This window comes from Yersinia vastinensis, from assembly GCF_044905075.1.
GTDB lineage: Bacteria > Pseudomonadota > Gammaproteobacteria > Enterobacterales > Enterobacteriaceae > Yersinia > Yersinia vastinensis.
In genome coordinates, this window is the sequence record NZ_CP173260.1 from 3,919,881 (window position 1) to 3,937,011 (window position 17,131).

A 17,131-nucleotide genomic window follows, 5' to 3' on the forward strand; every position below is an offset into this window, starting at 1 on the left:
ACATGACGAAGACTTATCATATTGCCGTTTTACCCGGAGACGGTATTGGCCCTGAAGTAATGACTCAGGCAAATAAAGTATTGGATGCTGTGCGCCAGCGCTTCGGTATTAAGATTTCAACCAGCGCTTATGATGTCGGTGGTGCAGCTATCGACCGTCATGGTAGCCCGTTACCGTCAGCGACCGTCAATGGGTGTGAGCAAGCTGACGCCATTTTGTTCGGCTCTGTGGGCGGCCCAAAATGGGAACACTTACCTCCAGCGGAACAACCTGAACGTGGTGCCTTACTGCCATTGCGCAAACATTTCAAATTATTCAGTAATTTGCGCCCAGCGCGTTTGTATCAGGGATTAGAAGATTTCTGTCCATTGCGCAGTGATATCGCCGCTAAAGGCTTCGATATTCTGTGCGTGCGTGAATTAACCGGTGGCATCTATTTCGGTCAACCCAAAGGTCGTGAAGGCCAAGGCATGCACGAACGTGCATTTGATACCGAAGTTTACCATCGCTTTGAAATTGAACGGATCGCCCGCATTGCCTTTGAATCTGCTCGCAAGCGCCGTGGCAAAGTGACATCAATTGATAAAGCCAATGTGTTGCAGAGTTCAATTCTGTGGCGTGAAGTCGTTACAGCCATTGCCGCGGACTATCCTGATGTCGCGTTGTCTCATATGTATATCGACAATGCTACCATGCAGTTAATTAAAGACCCTTCCCAGTTCGACGTTTTACTGTGTTCTAACTTATTTGGCGACATTTTGTCAGATGAGTGCGCCATGATAACCGGCTCTATGGGCATGCTGCCGTCGGCCAGTCTGAATGAGCAAGGTTTCGGTTTATACGAACCAGCCGGTGGTTCAGCCCCGGATATCGCAGGCAAAAACATTGCCAATCCAATTGCACAAATTCTCTCTTTGGCCCTGCTGTTGCGCTTTAGTTTAGGTAAAGACGATGCTGCTGATGCCATTGAAAACGCCATTAATCAGGCATTGGAACAAGGCTATCGCACGGCTGATTTAGCGGGTGATGGCAAAGCAATCGGCACCAACGAAATGGGCGATATCATCGCTAAATTCGTGGCTGAGGGGGTTTAACATGGGCAAGACCTTATACCAAAAATTATATGATGCGCACATTGTTTACGAAGCGCCGAATGAAACGCCATTGTTATATATCGACCGCCATTTAGTGCATGAAGTAACGTCTCCACAGGCCTTTGATGGCTTGCGAGCGATGGGACGCCCGGTACGTCAGCCGAGCAAAACCTTTGCCACCATGGACCACAACGTTTCAACACAAACCAAAGATATCAATGCCAGCGGCGAAATGGCCCGCATTCAGATGCAAGAGTTGATTAAAAACTGCGCTGAATTTGGTGTGTCATTATATGACTTAAACCACCCATTCCAAGGCATCGTGCACGTCATTGGTCCAGAGCAAGGCATGACCTTACCGGGCATGACTATTGTGTGTGGTGACTCCCATACAGCAACCCACGGCGCATTTGGTTCATTGGCATTTGGCATCGGTACCTCCGAAGTTGAGCATGTACTGGCAACCCAAACCCTGAAACAGGGTCGAGCCAAGACCATGAAAATTGAAGTGAATGGCGATGTTGGCCCGGGCATTACCGCGAAAGATATCGTGTTAGCCATTATCGGTAAAACCGGCAGTGCTGGCGGGACAGGTCATGTGGTGGAATTCTGTGGCAGCGCTATTGAAGCCTTGAGCATGGAAGGCCGGATGACTTTATGTAATATGGCCATCGAAATGGGCGCTAAAGCGGGTTTGGTTGCGCCAGATGACACCACTTTCAACTATCTGAAAGGTCGCCAGTTTGCCCCGACCGGCGAACAATGGGAACAAGGCGTCACCTACTGGCGCAGCTTGAAATCAGATGCAGATGCCAAATTTGATACGGTTGTCACCTTGGATGCCGCGGAGATCGCGCCACAAGTTACGTGGGGTACCAATCCGGGCCAAGTGATTGCCGTTAATCAAATTATTCCGGCCCCTGAGTCCTTCAGTGATCCAGTAGAGCGTGCTTCAGCAGAAAAAGCCTTGGCTTATATGGATTTACGCCCTGGTATCAAGTTGACCGAAGTGGCCATAGATAAAGTGTTTATCGGTTCTTGCACTAACTCGCGCATTGAAGATTTACGTGCAGCGGCGGCAGTGGCACAAGGGCGTAAAGTTGCCAGTGGCGTGCAAGCGATTGTGGTGCCCGGTTCAGGTCCGGTGAAAGCACAGGCTGAAGCCGAAGGGTTAGATAAAATCTTCATCGACGCCGGTTTTGAGTGGCGTTTACCGGGTTGTTCTATGTGTCTGGCAATGAATAATGACCGTCTGGAACCGGGCGAACGTTGCGCATCCACCAGCAACCGTAACTTTGAAGGGCGTCAGGGCCGTGGGGGGCGTACTCACTTGGTTAGCCCAGCAATGGCTGCCGCTGCTGCTGTCAGTGGTCATTTTGCTGATGTTCGCGATTTATCTGCCGCCACTCACTAACCGGAGACACCACTATGGCAAAATTTACTCAACACATTGGTTTGGTCGTTCCATTGGATGCGGCGAATGTCGATACTGATGCGATTATCCCAAAACAGTTTTTGCAAAAAGTCACTCGTACTGGTTTTGGCCAACATCTGTTTAATGACTGGCGCTTCCTCGACGATGCCGGCAAAGTACCAAACCCTGAGTTTGTGCTGAATCAACCTCGCTATCAGGGTGCGACCATTTTGTTAGCACGCGAGAACTTCGGTTGTGGTTCATCCCGTGAGCATGCGCCATGGGCACTGACTGATTTTGGTTTTAAAGTGGTTATCGCACCAAGCTTTGCCGATATCTTTTATGGCAACTCGTTTAATAACCAGTTATTACCGGTAACATTAAGCGAAGCGGATATTGATACTTTATTCCAGTTGGTTAAAGAGAATGAAGGCATTGAGTTTATTGTCGATTTGGAAAAACAAACCGTTAATGCTGGCGGAAAAAGTTATTCTTTTGAGATAGACAGCTTCCGTCGCCATTGCATGATTAACGGTTTAGACAGTATTGGCTTGACGTTACAACATGAAAGTAATATTTCAGCCTACGAAAAACAACAACCCGAGTTTCTGCGTTAATTATTTTTAAGGTTGGCGATATTACGCTAACCCATTATGTGAGTATATTGTTGGTGTCCGGCTCGTCCGGCCCAACAATTAAAATCCGCCTAGAATATTAATCAAATAGATATCCCTCTCTCTTAATTTCATCACTTAAAAATATAAACTCCCGCACAATCAATCTGTTATAGAACAGAGCAATAAGCCGTTGCTTTACATACATATTAATCATTCTAATATAGATAATATTGATTGTAATTTGTGCTAACCGTCACTTTTTATTTCTTAAACAACGGTATGCTGTCAACTCTCCATCCACACCTAGAGGGCGCCTTATGACACGCATAGCCTTGCGTTATGAAGCACGCATCTCCGGCGATAGCCGAGCTTGGTTTAATATAGATTACCGCCTCGCCAACGATTTCCCTCGCTAGTTTCCTGCTGCTTATTCAGCTTCGGCTGAAAAAACTCATCTCTTTTATTTTTATTGCCATCATGGGCAATACGAACTGTTATTTCTTATTTTAATGGTTCTTATTATCCACGGCATAACTATACCCAAAAAATAATATTTGGAGTAATAAGCCATGAAACGCATTCCTGAACCCTTCCGTATTAAAATGGTAGAAAATATTCGGATGACCAACCGGGAAGATCGTGAGAAAGCATTAATTGAGGCAGGCTATAACCCATTCTTACTGCCTAGCGAAGATGTCTATATTGATTTACTGACTGACTCTGGTACGGGTGCTATGAGTGATCGTCAGTGGGCTGGATTAATGATGGGTGACGAGGCCTACGCCGGTTCACGTAATTATTATAACTTATGTCATCAAGTGGAAAAACTGATTGGCTACCCCTTTACTATTCCAACCCACCAAGGGCGTGGTGCTGAACAAATTCTATTCCCTTGCCTCATTGCAAAAAAACAAAAAGCAGGCGGTGGCAAGAAACCGGTATTTATTTCTAACTTCCACTTTGATACCACGGCCGCTCATGTCGAAATGAACGGTGCAAAAGCGATTAACGTGGTGACCCCAAAAGCGTTCGATACCGTGTCTTATTATGATTGGAAAGGGGACTTCGATTTAGATCAACTGAAAGCCACTATTGCCGAGCATGGTGCAGAAAACGTGGTATCTATTATTACCACAGTGACCTGTAACAGCTCTGGCGGCCAACCTATCTCAATGAGTAATATGCGCGAAGTTTATCGCATTGCTCAACAGCATAATATTCCAGTAGTTATTGACTCCGCCCGTTTCTGTGAAAACGCTTGGTTTATTAAGCAGCGCGAGCCAGGTTATGGCGATAAATCGATCAAAGAGATCATTTTAGAAATGTATCAGTATGGCGACATGCTGACCATGTCAGCCAAAAAAGATCCGATGGTGAACATTGGGGGCTTATGCTGTTTCCGCACTGATGAAGACTTGTTCAACGACGTTCGTATCCGTTGTGTGCCAATGGAAGGTTTTGTGACCTATGGTGGTCTGGCGGGTCGCGATATGGAAGCATTAGCCATCGGTCTGGAAGAGGGAATGAACGAAGACTTCCTGACCTACCGTATTGGCCAAGTAGAGTATCTGGGTGAACGCCTGCGTGCAGGGGGCATTCCGATTCAATACCCTACCGGCGGCCACGCGGTGTTTGTTGATGCCAAGCTCTTGCTGCCGCATATTCCGGCAGAGCAATTCCCAGCACAAGCACTCAATAATGCGCTGTATCTGGAGGCAGGTATTCGCAGTGTTGAAATCGGCTCATTGCTGCTAGGGCGTGATCCTGAAACCGGTAAACAGAAGCCATCGCCATTAGAACTGCTGCGCCTGACCATCCCGCGCCGGGTCTACACCAATGACCACATGGACTATATTGCCGATGCCCTGATTTCACTCAAATCACGGGCCGAGGAAATCAAAGGTCTCACCTTCACCTACGAACCCCCTGTTCTGCGCCACTTTGTTGCCCGACTAAAACCTATCGAATAAATGGCTCCGTCACTTCGATAGCACGCCCCCTGTCATGAGGCAGGGGGAATACCGCTATAAATCGCTACCTCTATAAGTGGTAAAACCACACGAGGACACCCTACTATGGCCCAAACTACACTAGAAGATCAGGTCACAGCAGCAAAAATTAAAACCCCTTCCCTACTCGGCGGCGCAATGATTATTGCTGGAACCATCGTCGGTGCAGGGATGTTTTCATTACCCGTTGTGATGTCAGGGATCTGGTTTTATTGGTCTATCGCTGTTCTGGTTTTTACTTGGTTCTGTATGCTTCACTCGGGATTAATGATCCTCGAAGCCAACCTCAACTACCATACCGGTGCCAGTTTCGACACCATCACCAAAGACTTACTGGGAAACGGCTGGAATATCGTCAATGGTCTGACAGTCGCCTTTGTGCTCTATATTCTGACTTACGCCTATATCTCTGCTAGCGGCTCGGTGATTCAGCATACCCTGCGCGGAATGGGAATAGACTTCTCGGCTCGGCTCGGCGGCCTGTTCTTTGCACTACTGGTCGCTTTTATTGTTTGGCTCAGTACCACCGCAGTGAGTCGAATGACTACCATTGTGCTAGGCGCCAAGATCCTCACCTTTTTTATGACTTTTGGTGGGTTATTAGGGCATGTCGAACCCGTAAAATTGTTCAATCTGAGCGAAGCCAACCCCAGCTACCTGCCCTACCTGCTGATGACGCTGCCATTCTGTCTGGCATCATTTGGTTATCACGGTAATGTCCCCAGCCTGATGAAGTATTACGGCAAGAATCCCCGCCGCATCCGCAACTGTCTGTTAATTGGTACGCTATTGGCTCTGACCCTCTATATCATCTGGCTAGTCGGCACGATGGGGAATATTCCGCGACCACAATTTCGCGAAATAGCCAGTCAGGGTGGGAACATTGATGTGCTAGTGAGCGCCTTGGGTGGGATCTTACAAAGCTCGTCGATGGATCTGCTGCTAACCATATTCTCAAACTTTGCCGTCGCCAGTTCATTTCTCGGCGTAACATTGGGATTATTCGACTATCTTGCTGATTTATTTAAATTTGACGACAGCCGCTTAGGGCGCGGAAAAACGGCTATCATAACGTTCTTACCCCCGATATTGGGTGGGCTGATTTACCCAGATGGTTTTATTTATGCCATCGGTTATGCCGGGTTGGCGGCTACGGTTTGGGCCGCTATCGTACCAGCACTGTTGGCACGAGCCTCACGCAAACGTTTTGGTAGCCCGCTGTATCGCGTCTGGGGTGGAACTCCATTGATTATCTTGATTTTACTGTTTGGGGCGATTAACGCCATCGCCCATATTCTGTCCAGCCTAAATCTGCTGCCGACCTATTAAAAACCAATAATCAGCGCCCTGCGGGGCGCTACGCTTCCCGTACCCGCGCACAGATAATGAGCGAGAGAATGGCTAGGATCATCGCCATCACATAAACCGAATTATGCCCCCAAGTTTCAGTTAAAACCCCTTGTAGCACCCCAGCCAGAATCACCCCGGTTGAAATACTGTTAGTAAACAGTGTGGTAGCAGCCCCAGCCCTGCCCGGCATTAAATCCTGAAAATAGAGCATACCGATACCGGCGACAATACCGATAAAGATGGCATTAAAAATCTGTAATAACATCAATGCGGATTTGAATTTAAACAGCACTAATCCGGTATAAAACAGCACGCCAGCCAGTACCGCAAACAACATAATTTTACGCTTACCAAAACGCCGAACCGAATAACCCGCCAGGAGCATAATAGGGATTTCCAACCCAGCGGCAGTTCCCATCAATAAGCCCGCCAGCCGTTCAGGTAACCCCAAACTTGCGGTGATATACAGTGGCATATCAATGATGTACATGGTGTTGCACGTCCACATCAGCATCGAGGCAATAAACAGCAGCAAAACATCTCTATCAGCAAACAAGCTGCCCTGAGCCACAACTGGGGCATCGGCTACCGGCTCTGCCCGCTTCACTGAAGGCAAAATAAACCACACCACCAGTGCGCTGAGTACAAAAATACCGGCGGCGATGCAGAACATCAGGGTAAAACCATAATTGAGCGCCAGCATAAAGGATAGCGGCGGCCCAATAACCCAGGCTAATGATAGCTGTGCACGCATGATGGAGCTGAACATCACCACTTCGCGGGCTGAGTTATCGGCATATTCACGTGCCAAGGCAAAAATCTGTGGCATTGCCGTGTTGGCGACCGATGCGAGCAGTACACCGGCAGTGATCAAAGTGAGGTAATCACGATTAAAAGCAAATAACAGACAGTTCCCCACTGCCATCAAATAGCAGAGCAAAATAAGTTTGCGGCGATCCCCCCGAGAATCGGAGCGTTTTGCTAATACAAAACTGACGGTGATCCCGGCAATCGCATTGACGGTATAAAACAGTCCAACCCACAGTGGCCGCACTTTAACTTCAGTACTGAGAAATAGACTTAACGTCGGCGCTTGTAAAGCACCCGCAATACCGGAGAGAAAAGCCACCACAAAAAACGCGAGAAAAACCGGGTTGATACGACGGGAAACGGTTAATGCAGATTTCATTCCAGGCTCCAACGCCAGAAACAGCTATGACTGACCATGCTACAGAAGTACATAAATTTATAAACAGAAAAGCCGAATAGATTTTATACCCAAATAATTGCTATTGCTCACAACGCCGTAACGTTAAGGGCGCAAAACATGACTCAAAGTCATTAGCGTCACCGCTAGGCAGCAAGTGAATAAATCCCGATGAGCTTACTCAAGTAAGTGAATAAATCCCGATGAGCTTACTCAAGTAAGTGATTCGGGTGAGTGAACGTAGCTCACAACGCCGTAACGTTAAGGGCGCAAAACATGACTCAAAGTCATTAGCGTTACAGCTAGGCAGCAAGTGAATAAATCCCGATGAGCTTACTCAAGTAAGTGATTCGGGTGAATGAACGTAGCTCACAACGCTGTGGCGTTAAGGGCGCAAAACATGACTCAAAGTCATTAGCGTCACAGCTAGGCAGCAAGTGAATAAATCCCGATGAGCTTACTCAAGTAAGTGATTCGGGTGAGTGAACGTAGCTAACAACGCTGTGGCGTTAAGGACGCAGAGTCAATAGAAAAAAAGCCAGTGGGTTATCCCACTGGCTGGTGAAACACACCATTACTCAGAAATTTTGGTACTTTTTACTGCTATTCTCACTACTACAGCAAGATTTGAAACACTCAATAATATCAATTAAAACAACAAACTATAGGGTATGTTCTGTTCGGGCGATGATGTCGTCTTGCGCATCTGGCGAGAGCGCGGTAAAGAATGCCGAGTAACCCGCAACCCTGACCACCAAATCACGGTAACGATCAGGATGTTGCTTGGCCTCAAGCAAAGTCTCACGCGAAACAATGTTATACTGCACGTGCCAACCCAGATATTCCTCAAAGAAAGTCCGCAGCATCATCATCAACTTTTCACGATCCCGTGGATTATCCAGCGTCGATGGATTCAATTTCTGGTTGAGCAACACCCCCCCTAGAATTGAAGCCGTTGGTAACTTGGACAGTGAGTTAAACACTGCCGTTGGCCCCAAATGGTCAGTGCCTGAAGCAGGGCTTGCTCCCTCCGCCAATGGACTGTGAGCTTTGCGGCCATCCGGGGTTGCCATGGTTGCCGCACCAAATGGCACGTTGGCAGAGATTGATGATGTCCCGGCATAATAAGTGCCACCAATAGGACCACGGCCAAACCGGGTATTGTGATATTGCTTCAGCTCATCAATGTATGTCTGATATGCACGCACTAACAGTTGGTCGACATCATCAACATCATTGCCATATTTCGGCGCTGAATTAATCAAATGCTGGCGTAGCTGCTCGCCATTTAGACCCGCAAAATCATTGGCTAGTGCGGTTGCCAATTGCTGCTGACCAATAAGTTGTTGTTCAAACACCAATTTACGCACTGCGGCCAAGCTGTTCCCCAAATTGGCAATCCCAACTTGTAAACCGGAAACCCAGTCATAGCGCGCGCCCCCCTGTTTGATACTTTTACCACGCTCAATACAGTCATCCACCAGCGCCGAACAGACAATATCGTGAGCATTCTCTTCCAGCACCGTATCCACCACACATTCAATCTCAATGGATTTTCGGGTGTAGTAACGAATCTGCTCGTCCCATTGCGCCATCACTTGCGAAAAATCAGTGAAATTCCCTTTCGACAGCCCCTGTTCCTGCGGCAAGAACACCTGCCCGGAGGTTGCATCACGGCCTTGTTCCAGCGCTGCCAGCATCACTCGGGCAAAGTTAATGAAACTCATGCCAGTACAGCGGTAACCCCACTTACCACCGACAGCCGTTTCAATACAGCCAATCGCCGCATAATCGTAGGCATCCTGCGGATCGATACCCAGCTTAATAAACTCCGGGATCACAATTTCGTCATTGTTAAAGGCCGGCATACCAAAACCACAGCGAATAACCTGTACACAAGCATCAAGAAAATCATCACTGATACCGGCATGATAGCGAACACTAAGATTAGGTTGAGTTGATCTTAAACGCCCACAGGACTCCAGTACCGCGTAAGAGAGTGGATTGACGGCATCAATGGCTTTGCCCTGCACCAATTTTTGCCCACCGATGGTGACATTTTGATAAAGCGGACTGCCCGCCGAAGCCTTAGAGTGTGAACCGGAGCGGATTTTGTTCACTTCCAGTAATTTCAACCAGCAGCTATGCAACATTTCAATGGCTTGCTCGCGGCTGAGGGTATTTTCCAGCTCAACATCACGGCGATACCACGGATACAAATACTGATCCAAGCGACCAAATGAAACCGAATGACCATTGGATTCAATTTGCAGAATCAACTGAATGAAATAACACAGTTGCAACGCTTGCCAGAAAGTCTGTGGCGGCTGGTGCGCGATTAACTCACAGTTTGCAGCGATCGTCTGCAACTCTACACGCCGCCATTCACGAGTTTCTTCCTCTGCCATTTGCCGTGCCACGCCAGCATAACGCTCAATATGTTCACTCAGTGCCGCCAGCGAAATATCAATCGCTTTGAGGAATTGCTCTTTATGTAGATCACTCCAGTCTGTCAATTGCAGGCGGGAGCGACGGCTGGCAACTTTAGTGCGTAAACCCCCTAGCCCTTTTTCCAACAACAGTGGGAAGTTAACCGCTAAATGTGCATCACCGGAGGTCATATTGCCTTCCGCTTTGATGATACCGGTAGCCAGTAAGGCTTTTTGTTCGTCAGTGAACATGCCATAGCAGCGATCTTGCACAGTTTGGCCGCGCCACCACGGGCACAGCTTGTGCAGCACTGCTTTATCTTCTTCGCTGACCGAGAAACCTGCACCGGGGCGGTCGGCTAATTCGTCAATCTCATTTTCTATCCAACTGACGGTATATTCTGGGAAAATCGGCGCGGCACGTAATTGGCTAGCCTGATTACCGATAATCAGCTCATCATTCTTAATCCAGACCGTGCGTTGCTGTAAATGGTGTGCCAGCGCCAGTGCGCGTCTAACGGGCAGTGGCTTATCCTGATGCTGTTGATAAACCTCGGTATAATGCTGCGCCCGTTCAGTACAGACCGGCGGTTTTACAATATGAATCAGCGCGTTTTTATGCTGTTTTGTCCGTTCGCTTAAGGTTACCAAATCGAGAGTGGTCATTGCGTCATCCTCTTAAAATTGCGGTCAGGCCCTTATCACGGGCATAACTTTCCGCGAAGGCCAGCAGGTCAGGAGAGTCTAAAGGCGTGCTTGCTGCCAGATAGGCTTCACCTAGCAGTGAGTATTTGTTGATGCCCAGTGTGTGATAAGGCAAAAAATGAATCTCTTTCACGCCAATTTCATCCGCGGCAAAATCAACAATCCCTTGCACTGAGCGGTTGTCCGCATTGAAATCGGGGATAAGCGGCACCCGTACAGTGATATGGGTGCCTGCGGCAGCTAGTTTGCGAAAGTTATCCATCACTCGCCTGGCTGAACCGCCAGTCCACTGCTGGAAACGGGTTTCATCGGTATGCTTTAAATCTGCCAGCATTAAATCCAGCCACGGCAGAGAGGGGGCAATATAACGCCACGGTGTATGCAGACAAGACTCAACCGCAGTATGAATACCAAGCTGATGACAGCGCTGTAATAATTCAGCGGCCACTTCTGGTTGCATAAAAGGCTCACCACCTGACAATGTTACGCCGCCCCCACTGCGCCGATAAAACGGCAGGTCGCGCAGTAATGTCTCCATCGTGGCATCAATATCAATCGGACTACCGCACTGCGTCAGAGCGCCACTCGGGCAACACTTCGCCAGCGCCTGAACATCCTCTTCTATCAATAACTGGCGATGAATCACAATGTGATCGTCAATACGTTGAATCGCTTGCGGGCAGGCTTGATGACATAAATCACAACCGGATAAGCAAAGACGAGGGTCAAAGAGCACTTCTGGTTTGCGTGAGCGGCTTTCTGGATTTTGACACCAGCGACAGCTTAGTGAGCAACCTTTGAGGAAAACCACGCTACGAATTCCCGGGCCGTCATGAGTGGAATAACGTTGTAAGTTAAAAATCATCTTATTCCTCCCTTTCGCTGTGACTGCGCTGGCATCGTCGTGGCGATTCACTTTCATTGGTCACCAGTATCTGCGTAATATAGGGAAAGAAAAATTGATGAAATTTGCTGCGGAGTTCCTCTTTTATGTCAGCCTCACGTTTGCAACAGCAGTTTATTCGACTCTGGCAACGTTTTAACGGTCAGCCGACAGAAACCACCTTACAAGAGCTGGCAGAAGTGCTCTGCTGCTCGCGCCGCCATGTGCGTTCTTTACTGGGCAGTATGCAACAAGAGGGTTGGTTGAGTTGGCAAGCAGAAGCGGGCCGAGGTAAGCGCTCACAACTAACCTTCCTCTATTCTGGATTAGCACTGCAACAGCAGCGAGCTGAAGAGCTACTGGAACAAGACCATATTGATCAGTTAGTGCAGTTGGTCGGGGATAAAAAAGCAGTGCGCCAAATGCTGTTATCCCAACTAGGGCGTAGCTTCCGGCAAGGTAAACATATCCTGCGCGTGCTCTATTATCGCCCGTTACAAAACTTGCTACCCGGCACCGCACTGCGCCGTTCAGAAACTCATATGGTGCGGCAGATATTTAATGGTTTGACCCGAATAAATGAGGAAAATGGGGAACTGGAGCCGGACTTATCTCACCACTGGCAGGCGATTAGCCCCTTGCATTGGCGCTTTTATTTGCGCCCCGCCATTCATTTTCATCATGGCCGTGAGCTGGATATGAATGATGTGATTAACAGCCTGACCCGATTAATCCCCCAGCCTCTTTTTTCGCATATTACGGCGGTACGCTCACCAACACCCTATGTGATTGATGTGCATCTTAGTACCCCAGATAGCTGGCTACCGTGGTTATTGGGCAGTGCTCACGCCATGATCTTGCCGCAAGAGTGGGAAAATCAATCAGATTTTCGTCGGCATCCCATTGGGACTGGCCCTTACTCCGTGATCCGCAATCACCATAGCCAATTGAAAATTCAGGCATTTGATAACTACTTTGGTTTCAGAGCATTGATTGATGAAGTCAATATCTGGGTATTGCCAGAGCTGTCTGATGAGCTGATTTATACCGGTGTTCAGTTGCAGGCTGATGATACCAGTAAAAATGAGTTGGAAAGTCGGCTGGAAGAAGGCTGTTATTTTTTGCTATTTGACCAGCGTTCACCCCAGACTTGTCATCCAGAAGTCCGCCGTTGGTTATGCGAACTGATAACCCCTGTCGCCCTACTCAGTTTTGCAGATCCCTTTTATCAACGTTACTGGTCACCCGCCTATGGCATGTTACCGCGCTGGCATCACAACCGGCTCACGGCACTGGAGCCGAAACCCGCCGAGCTAACCGAACTGACACTGACCTTTTATAGCGACCATTCAGAATTTGATGCTATCAGCCAGACGCTCGTCCAACTGCTAGCGGCTCATGGTGTTACCTTAAACATACAGGTGCTAGATTACACTCAGTGGTATCAAGGCGATGCACAGAGTGATATCTGGCTTGGCAGCGCAAATTTCTATCTGCCGCTGGAGTTTTCCCTGTTTGCAACTTTGTATGAACTGCCGCTGTTGCAATATTGCCTAGGCGATGAACTGGATCAAGATGTTGAATCTTGGCGCAATAATACGTTACCCATGGCCGATTGGAGCCAACGACTGGTTAGCCAAAATCAATTCCATCCGCTGTTCCATCACTGGCTAGAATTATATGGACAGCACAGTATGCGAGGGGTGCGCATGAATACCCTCGGCTGGTTTGATTTCAAATCAGCCTGGTTCACGCCACCAGAGGGATAAAGCCACTTTCACCCGCCCAGATTAATCTCTACAATAGCGCCGTCTCAACGGGGTGCAAGAATATCGCTAGCCAGGTTTAACCTAGTGTCGCAAGTGTTAAAAACACAGCGAGTCGGGTTCATACGGTGGCGGACAGCACACAGAAACCGGAGCGTACACATGACCTTGTAAATCATGGCTACGTGAGGATTTCGAGTACTGCCCAATACTGTATCAACCACGGTGCAGCATGTTTTTGCTGAGAGCAAACCCGTCGAACCTGATCCGGTTAACACCGGCGGAGGGATTTGAGAAAGATAACGCCTGTACCTCATGGATACTGATGTTAACTACCGCCTCAGATACCTTTGCCACCTTTAATTGTTAAGGAGTGCAAAGTGTTTAAACGCATTATTCCCTGTTTGTTCTTGCTGTCTGCGGCCGCGGTGGCTGCCGATAAACCGACATTGACGGTTTACACCTATGACTCCTTTGCTGCTGACTGGGGGCCGGGGCCTGCCATTAAAAAAGCCTTTGAAGCGCAGTGTGATTGCCAGCTTAAATTTGTGGCGCTGGAAGATGGCGTTTCACTGCTGAACCGTCTGCGGATGGAAGGAAAAAACAGTCAGGCCGATGTCATTTTAGGTTTGGATAACAATCTGGTGCAGGCGGCAGAGCAAACCGGGCTATTCGCCCCAAGTCAAGTGGATACCCGCCACTTAACCTTGCCACAAGCATGGCAGAATAAAACTTTCGTTCCCTTCGATTATGGCTATTTCGCCTTTGTGTATAACAAAGACAAATTGAAAAACCCGCCGAAAAGCTTGCAAGAATTAGTCGATAGCAAAGCGCCGTGGAAAGTGATTTATCAAGACCCGCGCACCAGTACTCCGGGCCTTGGCTTAATGTTGTGGATGCAAAAAGTATATGGCGATAAGGCCCCACAAGCATGGCAACAATTGGCGAAGAAAACCGTCACCGTCACTAAAGGTTGGAGTGAAGCTTATGGCTTGTTCCTGAAAGGTGAAGGGGATTTAGTCCTGAGCTACACCACGTCTCCGGCTTATCATCTGATTGAAGAGAAGAAAAGCAACTATGCCGCGGCAGATTTTAGTGAAGGTCACTATTTGCAAGTTGAAGTCGCAGGTCAAGTGGCCTCCAGCAAACAACCGGAACTGGCACAGCGTTTTATGCAATTTATTGTCACCCCCGCTTTCCAAGAAAATATTCCGACCGGCAACTGGATGTACCCGGTAATCAAAATGACTCTACCGGCCGGATTTGAAACCCTAACTGTGCCGCAAAAAGCATTGCAATTTGATGCTAAAGAGGTGGCAGACAACCGCAGCAAATGGATTCAGGCATGGCAATCCGCCGTCAGTCGCTGATCTCCGCTTGGTTGTGGCCGGGGCTGCTGGCGGCAGGGCTGATAGTCGGTGTCGCGCTACTGGCATTCACGGCTATCTGGCGTCATGCCCCTGCGGCGGATTGGCACAGCATCTGGCAAGACAGTTATCTGTGGCATGTCATTCGTTTTACTTTCTGGCAGGCGTTTCTCTCCGCACTGCTGTCGGTGACCCCTGCAATTTTTCTGGCTCGCGCCTTGAACCGCCGCCGCTTCCCCGGCCGCCAGTTGATGCTACGTTTATGCGCAATGACCCTGGTGCTTCCGGTGTTAGTTGCCCTCTTTGGCATCCTGACGGTTTATGGTCGCCAAGGTTGGCTTGCGGGGTTATTGGGCTGGTTGGGCGTGGATTACCGTTTCTCACCTTATGGCTTACAGGGGATTTTACTGGCGCATATCTTCTTTAATATGCCGCTGGCAACTCGCCTGCTATTGCAGTCATTGGAGAGCATTGCAGTGGAACAACGTCAATTAGCCGCACAACTGGGTATGAACGGCTGGCAGCATTTCCAGCTAGTCGAGTGGCCCTATCTGCGCCGCCAAATTTTACCCACTGGTGCATTGATTTTTATGCTCTGCTTTGCCAGTTTCGCTACTGTGCTATCGCTAGGAGGCGGGCCGCAAGCAACCACTATCGAGTTAGCCATTTATCAAGCCCTGAGTTATGACTACGACCTAAGCCGTGCGGCCTTGCTAGCACTGATTCAATTGGGCTGTTGTCTTGGGTTGGTGGTGTTAAGCCAACGACTCAGTTCGGTGTTGGCCGTGGGCAATACCCATGGGCAAATTTGGCGTAATCCGCAAGACTGTACTTGGTCACGCATCACTGACACGCTGTTAATTGGCGCCGCGTTACTCTTGATGGTGCCACCACTGCTGGCAGTCATCATTGATGGTAGTAATAAAACGATATTGACTGTGTTGCAGCAACCTGCACTATGGCAAGCGTTCTCTACCTCACTGATCATCGCCATAGGTGCCGGATTATTGTGTGTTACCTTGACCATGATGTTGTTGTGGAGCAGCCGGGAGCTAAAGCTGCACCAACGTGCCGCTTACGGGCAAGCATTAGAAGTCAGCGGCATGGTCATTCTTGCGATGCCCGGTATTGTGCTGGCGACGGGCTTTTTCTTATTGCTCAATGACACGTTTGGTTTGCCGCAATCCCCCTATGCACTGGTGATTCTGACTAATGCGCTGATGGCGGTACCCTATGCATTGAAAGTGCTGGATAACCCCATGCGTGACCTTGCTGAACGCTATACGCCACTGTGCCTATCACTGGATATTCATGGCTGGCACCGTTTGCGCTACATTGAGTTGAGTGCGCTGAAACGCCCACTAGCTCAGGCTTTGGCCTTTGCCAGTGTCCTCTCCATCGGCGATTTTGGTGTGGTAGCCCTGTTTGGTAATGAGCACTTTCGCACCTTGCCATTTTATCTTTATCAGCAGATAGGCTCTTATCGCAGCAATGATGGGGCCGTCACCGCCCTGCTACTACTGTTACTCTGCTTCTTGCTGTTTACTCTCATTGAACGACTGCCGAGCCGCCATGCTAAAGCTTGAGAAAATCACCTATGTGTACGACCACTTACCGATGCGCTTTGATTTGTGCGTTCAACCCGGTGAACGGGTGGCTATCCTTGGCCCCAGTGGGGCGGGTAAAAGTACCTTATTGAGCCTGATTGCGGGTTTTTTGGCACCGGCCAGTGGTCGAATGCTGCTGAATAATCAAGACCATACTCAAACCGCGCCCGCGCAAAGACCGGTATCTATGCTGTTTCAGGAAAATAACCTGTTTTCGCATTTAACCGTCGAACAAAATATTGGGTTGGGTTTGCATCCGGGGCTGAAACTCAATCATGAGCAAAAGTTGCTGTTACGCCAAATTGCTCAACAAGTGGGGTTGGAAGAGTGCCTCAGTAGACTACCGGCACAGCTTTCCGGTGGTCAGCGTCAGCGGGCGGCTCTCGCTCGTTGTTTGGTTCGTAGTCAACCTATTTTGTTGCTGGATGAGCCGTTTTCTGCACTGGATCCAGCGCTACGTAATGAGATGCTGCAATTGGTTGAACACGTTTGTGGCAACCGCCAACTCACACTGCTGATGGTGTCACACAATTTGGACGATGCAGCGCGCATCGCCGAACGTACATTATTGGTCGTCGATGGCCGAATTTACTACGACGGCCCGACACAGGCATTAGTGAGCGGCAACGCCCCAGAAGCCAGCGTGCTGGGGATTGCCAAACATCAGTAGCTGTTGAATATAT

Annotated in this window: 13 protein-coding genes and 1 riboswitch; of the genes, 10 read left to right on the forward strand and 3 right to left on the reverse strand. The window is 48.8% G+C overall.

Going from position 1 to position 17,131, the window contains the following annotated elements; genetic code table 11:
- Positions 1–2 precede the first annotated feature (2 nt).
- From leuB to mtr, 6 genes are all read left to right on the forward strand, one after another.
- Positions 3–1,094 carry a 3-isopropylmalate dehydrogenase gene (leuB, locus tag ACIOG0_RS18180; protein WP_050100502.1) on the forward strand — a complete coding sequence of 364 codons (1,092 nt, stop codon included), beginning with the start codon at positions 3–5 and terminating at the stop codon, positions 1,092–1,094.
- A gap of 1 nt (position 1,095) precedes the next feature.
- A complete protein-coding gene (leuC, locus tag ACIOG0_RS18185; protein ID WP_050100503.1) occupies positions 1,096–2,508 on the forward strand; it encodes a 3-isopropylmalate dehydratase large subunit in 1,413 nt (470 codons plus the stop codon).
- Between the two features lie 14 nt (positions 2,509–2,522).
- Complete coding sequence (gene leuD, locus ACIOG0_RS18190; protein ID WP_128451279.1) at positions 2,523–3,125, forward strand: 3-isopropylmalate dehydratase small subunit; 603 nt, start codon at positions 2,523–2,525, stop codon at positions 3,123–3,125.
- Positions 3,126–3,442: 317 nt separating this feature from the next.
- Positions 3,443–3,541 (forward strand): tryptophanase leader peptide, encoded by a 99-nt coding sequence (gene tnaC / locus ACIOG0_RS18195; protein ID WP_071843463.1) that lies wholly within the window; start codon positions 3,443–3,445, stop codon positions 3,539–3,541.
- A 153-nt stretch (positions 3,542–3,694) separates the two neighbouring features.
- Entirely contained in the window at positions 3,695–5,095 is a 1,401-nt protein-coding gene (tnaA, locus tag ACIOG0_RS18200; protein WP_050100506.1) for a tryptophanase, read from the forward strand.
- Between the two features lie 105 nt (positions 5,096–5,200).
- A complete protein-coding gene (gene mtr, locus ACIOG0_RS18205; protein ID WP_050100508.1) occupies positions 5,201–6,463 on the forward strand; it encodes a tryptophan permease in 1,263 nt (420 codons plus the stop codon).
- Between the two features lie 28 nt (positions 6,464–6,491).
- On the opposite strand, the gene ACIOG0_RS18210 is transcribed toward mtr, so the two are convergent.
- The 3 genes from ACIOG0_RS18210 to ACIOG0_RS18220 form a co-directional block, all read right to left on the reverse strand.
- On the reverse strand, positions 6,492–7,673 hold the full coding sequence (locus ACIOG0_RS18210) for a sugar efflux transporter (protein WP_050100509.1): 1,182 nt from the start codon (positions 7,671–7,673) through the stop codon (positions 6,492–6,494).
- A gap of 680 nt (positions 7,674–8,353) precedes the next feature.
- Positions 8,354–10,786 (reverse strand): formate C-acetyltransferase/glycerol dehydratase family glycyl radical enzyme, encoded by a 2,433-nt coding sequence (locus ACIOG0_RS18215; protein ID WP_050295885.1) that lies wholly within the window; start codon positions 10,784–10,786, stop codon positions 8,354–8,356.
- A 4-nt stretch (positions 10,787–10,790) separates the two neighbouring features.
- Complete coding sequence (locus ACIOG0_RS18220; protein ID WP_050140863.1) at positions 10,791–11,690, reverse strand: glycyl-radical enzyme activating protein; 900 nt, start codon at positions 11,688–11,690, stop codon at positions 10,791–10,793.
- 125 nt (positions 11,691–11,815) lie between these two features.
- Here ACIOG0_RS18220 and sgrR point away from each other — a divergent pair, with 125 nt between their 5' ends.
- The 4 genes from sgrR to thiQ all read left to right on the forward strand — a co-directional run bounded on the left by sgrR (position 11,816) and on the right by thiQ (position 17,118).
- A complete protein-coding gene (gene sgrR / locus ACIOG0_RS18225; protein ID WP_050101777.1) occupies positions 11,816–13,477 on the forward strand; it encodes an HTH-type transcriptional regulator SgrR in 1,662 nt (553 codons plus the stop codon).
- Positions 13,478–13,685: 208 nt separating this feature from the next.
- A riboswitch (TPP riboswitch) is annotated at positions 13,686–13,780 on the forward strand.
- A 74-nt stretch (positions 13,781–13,854) separates the two neighbouring features.
- On the forward strand, positions 13,855–14,844 hold the full coding sequence (gene thiB, locus ACIOG0_RS18230; protein WP_050140865.1) for a thiamine ABC transporter substrate binding subunit: 990 nt from the start codon (positions 13,855–13,857) through the stop codon (positions 14,842–14,844).
- Positions 14,820–16,427 carry a thiamine/thiamine pyrophosphate ABC transporter permease ThiP gene (thiP, locus tag ACIOG0_RS18235; RefSeq protein WP_404704884.1) on the forward strand — a complete coding sequence of 536 codons (1,608 nt, stop codon included), beginning with the start codon at positions 14,820–14,822 and terminating at the stop codon, positions 16,425–16,427. The genes thiB and thiP overlap by 25 nt, the downstream gene beginning before the upstream one ends.
- On the forward strand, positions 16,414–17,118 hold the full coding sequence (thiQ, locus tag ACIOG0_RS18240; protein WP_050140867.1) for a thiamine ABC transporter ATP-binding protein ThiQ: 705 nt from the start codon (positions 16,414–16,416) through the stop codon (positions 17,116–17,118). Before thiP ends, thiQ begins: the two co-directional genes overlap by 14 nt.
- Positions 17,119–17,131: the final 13 nt, after the last annotated feature.

What these genes read in the sequence shown, in the direction of transcription:
- ACIOG0_RS18210 (WP_050100509.1), bottom strand. Translation starts at nt 7,673, where the DNA reads ATGAAATCTGCATTAACCGTTTCCCGTCGTATCAACCCGGTTTTTCTC.
- ACIOG0_RS18220 (WP_050140863.1), bottom strand. Translation starts at nt 11,690, where the DNA reads ATGATTTTTAACTTACAACGTTATTCCACTCATGACGGCCCGGGAATT.
- tnaC (WP_071843463.1), top strand. Translation starts at nt 3,443, where the DNA reads ATGACACGCATAGCCTTGCGTTATGAAGCACGCATCTCCGGCGATAGC.
- thiP (WP_404704884.1), top strand. Translation starts at nt 14,820, where the DNA reads ATGGCAATCCGCCGTCAGTCGCTGATCTCCGCTTGGTTGTGGCCGGGG.
- mtr (WP_050100508.1), top strand. Translation starts at nt 5,201, where the DNA reads ATGGCCCAAACTACACTAGAAGATCAGGTCACAGCAGCAAAAATTAAA.
- leuB (WP_050100502.1), top strand. Translation starts at nt 3, where the DNA reads ATGACGAAGACTTATCATATTGCCGTTTTACCCGGAGACGGTATTGGC.
- thiQ (WP_050140867.1), top strand. Translation starts at nt 16,414, where the DNA reads ATGCTAAAGCTTGAGAAAATCACCTATGTGTACGACCACTTACCGATG.
- ACIOG0_RS18215 (WP_050295885.1), bottom strand. Translation starts at nt 10,786, where the DNA reads ATGACCACTCTCGATTTGGTAACCTTAAGCGAACGGACAAAACAGCAT.
- leuD (WP_128451279.1), top strand. Translation starts at nt 2,523, where the DNA reads ATGGCAAAATTTACTCAACACATTGGTTTGGTCGTTCCATTGGATGCG.
- leuC (WP_050100503.1), top strand. Translation starts at nt 1,096, where the DNA reads ATGGGCAAGACCTTATACCAAAAATTATATGATGCGCACATTGTTTAC.
- sgrR (WP_050101777.1), top strand. Translation starts at nt 11,816, where the DNA reads ATGTCAGCCTCACGTTTGCAACAGCAGTTTATTCGACTCTGGCAACGT.
- tnaA (WP_050100506.1), top strand. Translation starts at nt 3,695, where the DNA reads ATGAAACGCATTCCTGAACCCTTCCGTATTAAAATGGTAGAAAATATT.